The organism is Actinomadura macrotermitis (assembly GCF_009604375.1).
In the GTDB taxonomy this organism is placed as follows: Bacteria; Actinomycetota; Actinomycetes; order Streptosporangiales; family Streptosporangiaceae; genus Spirillospora; species Spirillospora macrotermitis.
Window position 1 is genome coordinate 438262 of sequence record NZ_WEGH01000003.1, and the last position, 11999, is coordinate 450260.

Consider the following 11999-nt stretch of genomic DNA (forward strand, 5'->3'; position numbering starts at 1 on the left):
GAGGGGTTTTTGCATTTCCGCCTACAGCAGGAAGACGAGCTGGGCCGCAACCAGTAGATCCAGGACGCCGCACCATTCCGCGTAGGAGCGGGACACCACCTTGTTCTGCTTGAGGTGCACGAAATCCCATACGCCGTGCAGGAACCAGCCCGCCGCCACCAGGTAGCGGCCCGCTTCGGGCTCCAGCAGCAGGCCTGCCGCCGCGAGCGCGCCGAAGCCGATCATCCCCGCCGCCTGCACGCCGAAGACGGCCCGCCCGTGCGGGGACCCGCCGATCGCCCCCCAGACGAGCAGGACCAGCGCGATTCCGGCGAGGACGGTGGACACCGGCGCCACGTCCAGCAGGCCGGCCACCATCACGACCGTGGTCAGGGCCCCGACCACGGGCCAGGACGCCCCGCGCCGGCCGACCTGGGCGACGGCCAGGTACTCCAGGGGCAGCAGGAGCAGCAGTTCCCCGAACCCGCCGGCCGCGCCGCCCGACATGACGAGCAGTGCGCTCGCGACGGCCAGCGCCGTGGGCCAGCGGCGCAGCAGCAGCGCCGCCGGCCGTCGTCCGGTGGACGCCTCAGCCATGGTGCAGGCCGTACTCGTCACGGCGGAGGAGCATGACCGCGAGCATCAGCGGGAGCATCACCGCGTGCTCGAGCGTGCTCATCGAGCCGGCGGTGATGACGTCCAGCCACAGCAGCGGGGACAGCACCGCCAGCGGCGCGAACATGGCCCCGCACATCTCCAGGGTGCTCGTCCAGCCGTGCCCGCGGAAGCGCATCCACACGGCCATCCCGGCCGACATGTCGAACGCCATCTCCAGGGCGGACAGCTCCGGCTGCTCCGCCGCCGACAGCTCCAGGCCGGCGAGGGAGAGGCCGCCGCGGACGGCCGCGCCGAGGATCAGCATCCCGGCCACCATCGCGACGATCATCTCCAGGTAGTGGCGGGCGAAGCGGCCCCAGGCCCGGTGGCCCGTCCGTGCGATCGGGTGCTCCATGACGATCTTCCTCCTATACGCCGGGGGTGTATCTCTGCCTGCCTCCACCCTCCGGCGGGCGCGCGATCGCCGGTAGTGCCGTAACCGCACCCGCGCGCATGACATCTGTCATGCGCCTGCTGCGACAATGACCGCGTGCGCGACGAGGCGAGCGAACGCGGGACGGGGCTGGCCGGCTTCCACCGCTACACCTGGTGGGCCGTGCAGGGCACCACGGTGGGCGTCCTGCTGCTGTTCACCGGCGGCCCCGTCCTGGACGGCGGCGCACCGCCGTGGACCCGCGCCCTGACCGCCGTCGCGCTGGCGGCCGAGGTGGCGGCGGCCGTGGCGCTGCTCCACGGGCGGCTGTCCGCCGGGCCGCGGTCGCGCCCGCCTACCGGCTGGACGGCCGCCGCGATCACGGCGGCGGCGGTCCTCGCCGCGATCCCCCTGGCGGAGCATGATCACGGGCGGTGGGCGATCGCGCCCGCGATGACGGTGGCGATCATCGCCACGTACCTGCCGCCGCGCCCGCGGCGGCGGCTGATCTTCGGCGCGGCGGCGCTCGCGATGCTGCCGGGCGCCGTCACCGGCGGCGGCGACCTGGCGTACGCGGTGCTGTTCCCGGCCGGGACGGTGCTGTTCGCCGCCTGGATGACGCTCGGCCCGCTGTGGGCGTGGGACGTCGCGGGCCGGCTCGACGAGGCGCGCCGGCTGTCGGCGGAGCTGGCGGTCAAGGACGAGCGGCTGCGGTTCGCCGCCGACCTGCACGACATCCAGGGGCACCACCTCCAGGTCATCGCGCTGAAGAGCGAGCTGGCGGCCCGCCTCGCCGCGGCCGACCCGGCGCGCGCCGCCGCCGAGATGGAGGAGGTGCGGCGGCTGGCCGCCGACGCGCTCCGCGACACCCGCGCCGTGGTGCAGGGCTACCGCCGCACCGCCCTGGACGAGGAGATCGCCAACGCCACCAGGGTCCTGGCCGCGGCGGGCATCGACGCGCGCACGGACCTGGCCCCCGCCGCCCTCGCCGGCCCGGCCCGCCACCTGCTCGGCCTGGTGATGCGGGAGGCCACCACCAACGTGCTGCGCCACAGCCGGGCCCGGCACGCGACGGTCGACTACCGCGTGGCGGACGGCGTGGCCCGCCTGCGGGTGGGCAACGACGGCGCGCACGGCTCGTCCGCCGACGCCTCCGGCACCGGCCTGCGCACCCTCGCCGATCGGCTGCACGGCGCCGGCGGCGCGCTGACCTGGACCCGCGACGGCGACCGCTTCGAGGTCACCGCCACCCTGCCCGCCGGCCCGGAGGCCCGATGATCCGGCTGCTGATCGCCGACGACGAGGAGCTCCTGCGCAGCGCCCTGGCCGCCCTCCTCGCGCTGGAGGACGACCTCACCGTCGTCGCCGAGGCGGCCACCTCCGCCGACGCGGTGCGCCTGGCCCTGGAGCACCGCCCCGACATCGCCGTCCTGGACCTGGAGATGCCCCCGGCCGACGGGCTGAGCGCCGCCGCCGAGATCCGCGCCGCGCTGCCCACGCAGGTCGTGCTGGTCACCCGGCACGCCCGGCCGGCCGTGCTGCGCCGCGCCCTGGCCGCGGGCGTGCGCGGCTTCGTCCCGAAGACGACCCCGGCCGCCCGGCTCGCCGAGATCATCCGCGACATCGCCGCGGGCCGCCGCTACGTCGACCCCGACATCGCCGCGTCCGCCCTTACCGAGGACGAGTGCCCGCTGACCGACCGCGAGCTGGAGGTCCTGCGTGCCGCCCGGACCGGCGCCTCGGTCAACGAGATCGCCGCCCAGGTCCACCTGGCCCCGGGCACGGTCCGCAACTACCTGTCCGCCGCCATGTCCAAGCTGGGCGCCTCGACCCGCCACGCGGCCGCCCACCACGCCTGGGAGCAGGGCTGGATCTGACCGGAAAACCGGTTCGTTCCACCCCTGCCGGCCTGATAATCTCACTGAGCAACAAGCGCCGTTAGCTCAATTGGCAGAGCAGCGGACTCTTAATCCGCGGGTTCGGGGTTCAAGTCCCTGACGGCGCACCGATGGGAACCGAAAAACCCTTCTTCGCAAGCGAAGAAGGGTTTTTCGCGTTCGAGGCCGGGTCAGTGCTGGGTGGCGCGGCGGCCCACCTCTTCGGCGAGGCGGTCCAGGGACTGCTCCAGCAGGCGCTTGGTGGCCTGGCGGACCTGCTCCGACCCCGTGGCCTCCGGCTGGTCGCCGAGGAAGGACAGGTGCGCGACCACGCTGCTGCCGCCGTCGGGGTGCTCCATCACCTGCAGCCACCCGGTGTAGTCGGGGCGGCGGCGGCTGCCCCACTCCAGCCGGAGCTGCTGGGGCGCCATCCGCAGCAGCACGTCGTCGTGCAGGACGTTCCCGACGTTCGACGTCCCCTCGGCGAGGTCGTCGGAGATCTGCTGGACGTGGATCTCCCCCGGCAGCCACTGGTGCATCGCGGACACGTCGGCGGCGACCTCGAACACCATGCGGCCGTCGGCCTCCATCTGCTGTTCCGCTTCGTACTCCATTTTGTCCCCCCTTGGCCGCATTGGACGGCCCTTGGGGGGACCTACCCGTTCTGACCTGCACCGACACGACGGGGAGCCGCCGCCGGCCGCTCGCGGGAGCGGCCGGCGGCGGGGTCAGCGGGCGGCGGTGAACAGGTGGTTCATCGGCAGCCCGACGGTGTCGCGGGGCAGCGGCGGCCACGGCCAGCGGCCGTAGGACGCGCCGTCCTCGCCGGGGACCTTCAGGTCGGCGACCCGCCAGCCGCAGGCGGCCAGGACGTCCTCGGGCCGGTCGGTGCCCCACAGCCACGGGCAGCCGTCCTCGCGCAGGCGGCGCAGGCCGTCCTGGGTGAACTCGCTGACCATGGACTGGTGGCCGAGCAGGTCGCCCGCCAGGACGCTGCCCGGCGCCGACCGGAACGCCAGCCGCTCCAGCAGGCCGTGCGCGCCGGCCTCGGGGAGGTAGAACAGCAGGCCCTCGACGATCCACAGGGTGGGGACGGCCTGGTCCCAGCCCGCGGCGGCCAGCTCCTCCTCCCACGGGCCGGTGAGGTCGGTGCCGACGGGCCGCCGGTCGCAGCGGTGCCGGGCGTCCAGCTCGGCCAGGCGCTTCTCCTTCCATTCGACCAGGTCGGGCTGGTCCAGCTCGTACAGGACGGTCCCGTCCGGCCAGTCCAGCCGGGCCGAGCGGGTGTCCAGACCGGCTGCGACCAGGACGACCTGGGCGAGGCCGGCGTGCCGGGCGATCACGTCGTCCAGGTAGCGGGTACGGATCGCCAGGAACTCGGTCGTACCGGGATTGGCGTAGCGCTCGTACCGGGCGAACCCCTCCGGCCCGGCGAGATCGGCGGCGAGGGCGTCGGTGAACAGCCGGTCCTCGCGGCGGGTCTCCTCGGCGCGGGCGGCGGCCGTCCAGCGGGCGGTCGCGGAAACACCTTCCATGGCGCGGCTCCTTTCAGCGGCGGCCGGCGGTGACGGCGTCCATGAGACGCCGCATCGACTCGGGGATGCGGGCGGGGACCATGTGGCCGTTCTCGGCGCGGACGCAGGCGACGCGCTGCTCGCCGGTGGCGACCAGCTCCTCCCCTTCGGGGAGCCGCCGCCAGTACTCGAACGTCATGACCATCTGCGTCTGGCCGAGCTCGCCGAGGCCCATCCGGACCACGACCTCGTCGAACAGGGTCAGCTCGCGCAGGTACTCGCACTGGCAGCTCACGGTGAGCAGCCGGACGCCGTCGCTGAACCCGGCGGCGACGTCGGGGGCGTAGTCGCGCATGCACATCTCGCGGGCGCGCCCCTGCCAGCGCACGTAGTTGACGTAGTTGACGTTGCCGAGCAGGTCGGTGTCCTCGATCCCGACGACGTGCCGGTACTCGTAGCCCTTCACGCGCCGCTCCGCCCGGTCAGCACGGCGAGGACGACGGGGTCGGCGACGCCGCGCAGCCCGGTCGCCAGCGTCGCCACCCGCAGGTCGCCGGTCGCGAGGACGATCCAGCCCTCCTCGCGCACCGAGTCGAGCGTGAACGCGGTCCCGGCGGGCAGCCCGGCCTTGACCGCCGACTCGGCGGCGCCCCAGACGCGGGTCGCGGCGGTGTCGAGGTCCTCCTCGGCCTCGGCCGCGACCGCCTCGGCGAGGGCGAGGCCGTCGCCGCCGAGCAGGCCGTGCCAGGCGTCCCGGTCGCGGGAGGCGACGGCCTCCAGGTCGCAGCCGGGGGTGCCGGTGGCCAGGGTGATCCCGGCGCAGTGCGCGATCGACACCGCGCGGCCGTCGCCGGTCTCGGGCTTGCCGTCGGGACGGTGCGTCAGCCGCACGTCCCCGCCGAGCAGCCGCCGCGCGGCCAGCTCGGCGGCCTCGCGGCGGGTGGCGCCCGCGGGGTCGCTGTCCAGCAGGGCCTTGCCGGTCAGGCCGAACGCGACCAGGGCGTGCTCGACGTAGGGGCCGAGCAGGGCGGGCACCCAGCCGGCGGGCCGGGCGAACTTCTCGACGAGCCGGGTGCGGAAGCCCTCCCAGGTCTCGATCAGCTCGCCGTCCTCGTCGGTGACCTCCATGTCCCAGCACTCCTCCTCCACCCGGTAGCGGGCGTGCACGAACGCGGCGGTGGCGCCGGCGTTCGGGCCGGGGACGAGGCGCCGCACGCCCGCCGGGATGGCGAGGACGGTCGGTGCGCACAGCGCGAGCGGCTGCATGTAGGCGTCGCGCGCGGCGGGGTCGCCGAGCAGCAGCCGCGAAGGCAGGTACCGGCTGAACCAGGCGACGCGGGTGTCGGGCAGCAGCCGCGCAGTGACGTGCGTGGCGTCGGCGCGGCGGATGTCGCCCATGAGGCGGAACCGGGGGCCGTGGAACAGCATCGGCCCGTACAGCTCGGTCTGCGGGTCGATCGCCATGGGCGGCAGCGCGGCGTTCTCCTGCCTGACCAGCCCGCTGCCCTTCGGCGCGGCGGGCGCCTCGCAGGTGGCGCGGAAGTGCTCCACCTGGAAGTTGGTCGTGCTGCACCGCACGACCGCGCTGACGGTCGACGGCCCGGTGCGCAGCGCGGCGACGCGGACGGTCACCGGGGCGCCGTCGGCGACCGCGATGGCCCGCAGGAACTCCACGTCCGACAGCACCGGCGCGGTGTCGATCTCCAGCAGCGCCGCCGCGGCCTGCGCCATGATCTCCATGCCGACGGTGCCGGGCAGCACCGCCTCGGTGCCGCCGCCGAACACGTGCTCGGCCAGGTAGGGGTCGCTCTCCCAGGTCACCTCGGAGTCGGCGACCAGCTCGATGCCGGGGTAGCCGACGCGCGGCCGCTCCAGGAACCGCAGCAGCGGCAGCTCGCCCGCGCCGAACGACACCGTCGGCATCTCGCCGAACCGGCCGGTGACGACGGCGACGACGGGCGCGTCCGGGTCGGCGACCAGCGCGCGCAGCATCGCCACGCCCTGGTCGGGGGTGATGGTGGTGACGCCGGCGCGGGCCAGGTTCTCCACCGACCCGAGCCGCTCGCCCATGCCGACGCCCGACCACAGCGACCACTCGACCGCGCGGAACCGGCAGTGCGGCAGCTCGGCGGCCAGGCGCTCGACCAGGTCGCTCTGCCACTCGTTGGCGACGGCGTAGTGGGCCTCGCCGCGCAGCCCGGCGCGGCCGGTCATGCTGCCGAAGGTGACGACGAGGCGCAGCCCGGCGGTGTCGACGGCGGCGAGGACGGCCTCCAGGCCGGCCACCTTCGGGTCGATCGTGCGGGCGTAGTCGTCGTCGGTGAGCTCCTCCAGCAGCTTCGGCACGTTGCCGCCCGCGCCGTGCAGGACGGCGGTGACGGGGCCGAGCTCTGCCTGCGCCTCGGCGACGGCCTCGGCGACGCGGGCGGCGTCGGTGACGTCGGCGCGCAGGTACTTGGCGGTGACGCCCGCGTCCGCCATCCGCTTGAGGTTGGCGGTCAGCTCGGCGTCGCCGGCGGGGTCGGACCGGCCGAGCAGGACGAGCCGGGCGCCGCTCTCGCGGGCCAGGTCCAGGGCGCACTCGGCGGAGATGCCCTTGCCGCCGCCGGTGACCAGCAGCACGTCGCCGGGGCCGAGCGGCAGGTCGGCCGCGACCGGCTCGACCCGGGCGAGGACGGGCTCGCGGCGGGTGCCGCCGTCCAGGACGACCTCGCGGAACCGGTCGGTGGCGGCGGCTTCCGCCACGATCGCGGCGGCGTCGGACACGTCGGCGGTCACCACGGTCGTGGCGACCCAGGGCGCCTCCAGGTGCAGGGTCTTGGCGAACCCGGCGGCGCCGGGCCCGTCCTGCACGAGGACGCAGCGGGTGACGTCCTTGTCGGCCAGGACGGCGGCGGCGCCCGCGCGCAGCGCCGCCAGCCGGTCCGGGCCGGACGGGACGACCACCAGCACGCCGGTGCCGAGCGCCGCCTCCTCCAGCGCGGCGCGCAGCAGGCCTGCGGCGGGGTGCTCGCCGACGACCCGCCAGGCGCCCGCGGCGCGCGGCGCGACGCGGGCCGGGCGCGGTGTCTCGCGGCGGTCCACCGCGAACGCGTGCACCCACGGCGCCACGCCGGGCGGGACGATCCGGGCGGCGGCGGTCGCGGCGTCCTCGTCGCCGGCGTCGCCGGTCGCGACCAGCTCGGCGAGGGTGTCGGCGACCTGGCCGAGGGTGGCGGTGGCATAGCCGGTGGGCGCGGCGGGCTCGTTCAGCCGCAGCGTCCGCATGGCCTCGCCGACCAGCTCGCCGACGACGATGGAGCTGAGGTGCAGGTCGTCGAGGAACTTGCTGTCGGCCTGCACGGCCTCCAGCGGGAACTCGGCGCGGCGGGCGACCAGGGTGCGCAGGAGCAGCAGCGGGTCGTCGATGTCCTCGGGGGCCGTCTCGGCGGGCGCGGCGCCGGGGCGGGCGGCCTGCGCGTCGGCGCTCGCCAGCAGCGCGGCGTCGACGTCGGGGACGATCTCGCAGAAGTTGGCGATGAACACCGGGTCGGCGTCGGGGTCGAACGGGCGGATCAGCCGGTCGGCGAACAGCTCGTCGACGTCGACGCCCGCGCCCGCCGCGAAGGCCGCGCCGAGGGCGTTCAGCAGGCCGGCCAGGGTGTCCTCGTCGGTGCGGGTCGCGACGGCGGGGACGTCCACGATCTCGCGGGCGAGCTGGGTGAGGACCTGGCCGGGGCCGACCTCGATCAGCAGGTCGGCGCCCGCCGCGGCGGCCTCCAGCGCGCCGGCGAACCGGACCGGCGCGGTGATCTGCTCGCGCAGCAGCGCGCGCAGGTCGTCCGGGGTGCCGGCGACGGGCGCGCCGGTCACGGTGGAGAACACCTGGCGGCGCACCGGCGCGACCGGCTCGCCCGCCAGGTGCGCGGCGAACGCCTCGGCGGCGGGCGCGACCAGCGGCGAGTGGAAGGCGTGCGACACCGGGATGCGCACGGCCTGCAGCCCGGCGCGGGTGGCGGCGCCGATGACGCGCAGCAGGTCGGCGGCGCGGCCCGACACCACGGTCTGGCGGGGGCCGTTGTGGCCCGCGACGACGACGCCGCCGGCGTCCCCGGCCAGCAGCTCCTCGACGGTCGCGACGTCGGCGGCGATGCTCGCCATCTCGCCGTCGCCGTCGGCCAGCTCGCTCATGGTGCGGCCGCGCGCGCCGGTGACGCGCAGCAGCGCGGCCTCGTCGAACGCCTCCGCCCAGTGCAGCGCGGTGATCTCGCCGAGGCTGTGCCCGACGGCGGCCTGCGCCTCCACGCCGAGCGCGGCCAGCAGCCGCAGCCCGGCGGCCGAGGCGGTCGCGATGCGCGGCTGGGCGACGGCGGTCTCGACCTGGTCGCCGCCGGCCGGCAGCGCGGCGAGCTCGTACAGCTCCTCGACGGTCTCGAAGCGGCGGCGGAGCGCGCCGCCGTCGGAGCGGGTGCCCGAGCCCTGGCCCGGGAACAGGTAGACGATGCGCGGCAGCCCGGCGGGGCCGCCGACGAACACCCCGGCGGCCGGGTCCAGGTGCCGCTCGGCGCCCGCCTCGGCGATCTCGGCGACCTGGCCGAGCGCGGCGGCCAGCCCGGCCGGCGAGTTCGCGACGACGGCGGCGCGCCAGGCGCGGCGCCGCAGCCGGCCGGCGAGGTGGGCGGCGAGGTCGGGCAGCTCGGACCGGGCGGCGGCCGCGGCGATCGGCGCGAGGGCGCTCGCGCGCTCGGCGAGCGCGGCGGGCGAGTCGGCGTCCAGGCAGAACAGCTCGGCGTCCTGCACCGAGTTGAGGACGGCGCGGGTGCGGTTGTCGACCCGGATGCGGCGGCCCGCGCGGGGCGCCTCGACGACCACGTGGGTGTTGATGCCGCCGAAGCCCATCGCGCTGACGCCGGCGCGCAGCGGCGCGCCCTCGGGCCACGCCTCGCCCTTGCGCAGCACGCGCAGCGCGGGGGCGCCCTCGCCGAGCAGCGGGTGCGGGCGCTCGCAGCCGGTCGTCGGCGGGAGCACGCCCGCGCCGACCGCCTTCACGCTCTTGATCAGCCCGGCGACGCCCGCGGCGGCCTTGGTGTGCCCGATGTTGGCCTTGATCGAGCCGATCGCGGCGGGCGGCGCCGCCGGGTCGGCGGCGCGCCGCGCCTCGATGATCGTCTCCAGCTCGGCGGCGTCGCCGACGGCGGTGCCGGTGCCGTGGCCCTCGAAGTAGGCGACCTCGGCCGGGCCGAAGCCGGCCCGGCGGTAGGCGCGGTCCAGGGCCAGGCGCTGGCCGTCGGTCTCGGGGCGGGTGATGCCGCCCGCGCCGTCGGAGGACACGCCCCAGCCGTCGATGAACCCGTGCACCCGGTGGCCGCGCGCGACGGCGTCCTCGGCGCGCATCAGCACCACCATGCCGCAGCCCTCGCCGGGCCAGAAGCCGGCCGAGCGCTGGTCGTAGACGCGCATCTCGTCGATGGCGAGCGCGCCCGCCCGGGAGAAGCCGATCAGCTCGGTGGCGTCGACGCTGATGTCCACGCCGCCCGCGACGGCCAGGTCCATGTCGCCGCTCAGCAGGGCGTTGCAGGCGGTGATGACCGACAGCAGCGACGACGCGCACGCGCCGTCCACCACGTAGCCGCCGCCGTTGAAGTCGAAGTGGTTGCAGATGCGGCCGGCGATGGTGTTGGACAGGCCGCCCGCCAGCGAGTCGCCGTCGGGGACCGGGAACGGCGCCTTGTAGGAGTGCTCCAGCTCGGCGAGGACGGTCGCGAGCCGGTCGGCGGCGATGTCGCCCTCCAGCGCGGCGGCGACGACGCGGCGCACGTAGGGCCAGCGCAGCCGCATCTGCGCGGCGCGGATGCCCTCGCCGGTCAGGGAGTTGCCGACGACGACGCCGGTCGCCTCGCCGGGGGCGCCGCGGCCCTCGGGGAACCCGGCGTCGGCGAGGGCCTCGGCGGCCACGTCCAGCGCGAGCCAGTGCGTGAGGTCGGCGTTGCGGAAGGTGGACCCGGCGACCTTGAAGCGGACCCGGTCGAACTCCCAGTCGCGCAGCAGCGCGGCCTCGGTGATGTAGATGTGGTCGGGCGAGGAGCGGTCGGCGTTGTAGTAGTCCGCCAGCCGGATCCGCTGGTCCGGGATGCGGCGGAAGGACCGGCGTCCGGCCAGGACGTTGTCCCACAGTTCGTCGGGGTCGGCGGCGTCGGGGAACCGGCACGCCATTCCGACGATCGCAATACGAGAATCCATGTGCATCCCCCATAAGGCGCGGGCGGGCACCTCGCGCGGCCCGGAATCCGGGCATGGCAAATAGACACGTCCATCTGTAAGGTGAAAAGGAGCGCGCGAGGCGGGATCGACCATTCCGGGAGCGGTGGACGGCGGCGTCGCCGAGCCCGTCCCCCTCAAGATCAACCTAAGTTACTCGACTGTAAGCAGGCGGGTGATCAGCCGTCAAGCGGCCCGGCACTCAAGAAGTGAGTACTTTTTCCGGCCCTTCTGCGCCCTTATCGGAACGCTCATCCCCGCCACTGCCGCCCTGCGCCCGGACGCGCCGTCCGGCCCGCCGCGTCCCCCGATGCCCGATTGGCATCATCGGCCGTGCGTCACCTTTCGAATGCGCTGAGAGAGAAGAACAGCCGAGCGTCATAACGCGCATGCCGGCGGTAGCCGATGGAGCCGTCGGCCATTACCTCGCGGGTAGCCGGAAAACGTCCGAATGAAAATCCGAATTACCGCGTCACGGCAGCGGCAGGATCCGGCGCGGCCCGGCCGGGGCCTCGCCGCGCCGGCGCCACTCGCGCGGGTAGCCGACCGAGACCTCCTCGAAGCGGACGCCGTCGCTCCACATCGTCCGGGGGATGTGCAGGTGCCCGTAGACCACCGCCGCCGCGTTGAAGCGGACGTGCCAGTCCGCGGTGCGCTCGCTGCCGCACCACTGCGCGAACTCGGGGTACCAGAGGATCTCGGTGGGCTCGCGGGTCAGCGGGAAGTGGTTGACCAGGACGGTCCGGGTGCCCGGCGCGAGATCGGCCATGCGCCGCTCGGTGTAGGCGATCCGGGCGTCGCACCAGGCGTCGCGCGTCGGATACGGGTCCGGGTGCAGCAGCATCTCGTCGCTGCACACCACGCCCGCCTCGTAGGCTATCCTCAGCGCCTCCTCCTTGGTGGCGGCGCCCGCCGGCCGGAACGTGTAGTCGTAGAGCACGAACAGCGGCGCGATCGTCAGCGGCCCGCCCTCCCCCACCCACACCGGGTACGGGTCCTCGGGCGTCACCACCCCGTGCTCCCGGCACATCGCGACCAGCCGCCGGTACCGGCTCTCGCCCCGCAGCTGGACCGGGTCGCCCTTCGGCGTCCACAGCTCGTGGTTGCCGGGCACCCAGATCACCTTGGCGTACCGCCCGGCCAGGGTGCGCAGCGCCCACTCCACGTCGGCGAACCGCTCGGCGACGTCGCCGGCGACGACGAGCCAGTCGCTCCCCGACCGCGGCCGCAGCCCCTCGACGAACGCCCGGTTGTCGCTGTGTCCCACGTGCAGATCGCTGATCGCGTAGAGGTCTCCCACACTGCGGATCCTAGACAGCGATCGCTGGAGCGTTGCGCGCGCGCAAGTGCCCATGACTTCGC

Annotated in this window: 9 protein-coding genes and 1 tRNA gene; 3 read left to right on the plus strand and 7 right to left on the minus strand. The window is 75.1% G+C overall.

From position 1 onward, the window contains the following. Positions 1-21 precede the first annotated feature (21 nt). On the minus strand, positions 22-576 hold the full coding sequence (locus ACRB68_RS23155) for a hypothetical protein (RefSeq protein WP_153535865.1): 555 nt from the start codon (positions 574-576) through the stop codon (positions 22-24). Beyond that, complete coding sequence (locus ACRB68_RS23160) at positions 569-991, minus strand: hypothetical protein (protein WP_153535867.1); 423 nt, start codon at positions 989-991, stop codon at positions 569-571. The genes ACRB68_RS23155 and ACRB68_RS23160 overlap by 8 nt, the downstream gene beginning before the upstream one ends. A 135-nt stretch (positions 992-1126) precedes the next feature. Between ACRB68_RS23160 and ACRB68_RS42550 the strand changes: the two genes are divergently transcribed. From ACRB68_RS42550 to ACRB68_RS23175, 3 genes are all read left to right on the plus strand, one after another. Next, on the plus strand, positions 1127-2287 hold the full coding sequence (locus tag ACRB68_RS42550) for a sensor histidine kinase (RefSeq protein WP_328594637.1): 1161 nt from the start codon (positions 1127-1129) through the stop codon (positions 2285-2287). Beyond that, positions 2284-2886, plus strand: a complete 603-nt coding sequence (locus ACRB68_RS23170) for a response regulator transcription factor (RefSeq protein ID WP_153535869.1) — start codon at positions 2284-2286, stop codon at positions 2884-2886. Before ACRB68_RS42550 ends, ACRB68_RS23170 begins: the two co-directional genes overlap by 4 nt. Positions 2887-2941: 55 nt before the next feature. Continuing rightward, positions 2942-3014 (plus strand) — tRNA-Lys (locus ACRB68_RS23175). A gap of 63 nt (positions 3015-3077) precedes the next feature. Here ACRB68_RS23175 and ACRB68_RS23180 read toward each other — a convergent pair. From ACRB68_RS23180 to ACRB68_RS23200, 5 genes are all read right to left on the minus strand, one after another. After that, positions 3078-3500, minus strand: coding sequence for an SRPBCC family protein (locus ACRB68_RS23180; RefSeq protein ID WP_153535871.1), 423 nt, complete (start codon positions 3498-3500; stop codon positions 3078-3080). 114 nt (positions 3501-3614) lie between these two features. Then, positions 3615-4421 carry a class I SAM-dependent methyltransferase gene (locus ACRB68_RS23185; protein ID WP_153535873.1) on the minus strand — a complete coding sequence of 269 codons (807 nt, stop codon included), beginning with the start codon at positions 4419-4421 and terminating at the stop codon, positions 3615-3617. Between the two features lie 13 nt (positions 4422-4434). Beyond that, on the minus strand, positions 4435-4866 hold the full coding sequence (locus ACRB68_RS23190) for an acyl-CoA thioesterase (protein WP_328594638.1): 432 nt from the start codon (positions 4864-4866) through the stop codon (positions 4435-4437). Next, complete coding sequence (locus ACRB68_RS23195) at positions 4863-10619, minus strand: type I polyketide synthase (protein ID WP_153535875.1); 5757 nt, start codon at positions 10617-10619, stop codon at positions 4863-4865. The genes ACRB68_RS23190 and ACRB68_RS23195 overlap by 4 nt, the downstream gene beginning before the upstream one ends. Before the next feature lie 490 nt (positions 10620-11109). Beyond that, positions 11110-11991 carry a metallophosphoesterase family protein gene (locus ACRB68_RS23200; protein WP_153535877.1) on the minus strand — a complete coding sequence of 294 codons (882 nt, stop codon included), beginning with the start codon at positions 11989-11991 and terminating at the stop codon, positions 11110-11112. Positions 11992-11999: the final 8 nt, after the last annotated feature.

What these genes read in the sequence shown, in the direction of transcription:
- ACRB68_RS23155 (WP_153535865.1), bottom strand. Translation starts at nt 576, where the DNA reads ATGGCTGAGGCGTCCACCGGACGACGGCCGGCGGCGCTGCTGCTGCGC.
- ACRB68_RS23160 (WP_153535867.1), bottom strand. Translation starts at nt 991, where the DNA reads ATGGAGCACCCGATCGCACGGACGGGCCACCGGGCCTGGGGCCGCTTC.
- ACRB68_RS23170 (WP_153535869.1), top strand. Translation starts at nt 2,284, where the DNA reads ATGATCCGGCTGCTGATCGCCGACGACGAGGAGCTCCTGCGCAGCGCC.
- ACRB68_RS23180 (WP_153535871.1), bottom strand. Translation starts at nt 3,500, where the DNA reads ATGGAGTACGAAGCGGAACAGCAGATGGAGGCCGACGGCCGCATGGTG.
- ACRB68_RS23185 (WP_153535873.1), bottom strand. Translation starts at nt 4,421, where the DNA reads ATGGAAGGTGTTTCCGCGACCGCCCGCTGGACGGCCGCCGCCCGCGCC.
- ACRB68_RS23195 (WP_153535875.1), bottom strand. Translation starts at nt 10,619, where the DNA reads ATGGATTCTCGTATTGCGATCGTCGGAATGGCGTGCCGGTTCCCCGAC.
- ACRB68_RS23200 (WP_153535877.1), bottom strand. Translation starts at nt 11,991, where the DNA reads ATGGGCACTTGCGCGCGCGCAACGCTCCAGCGATCGCTGTCTAGGATC.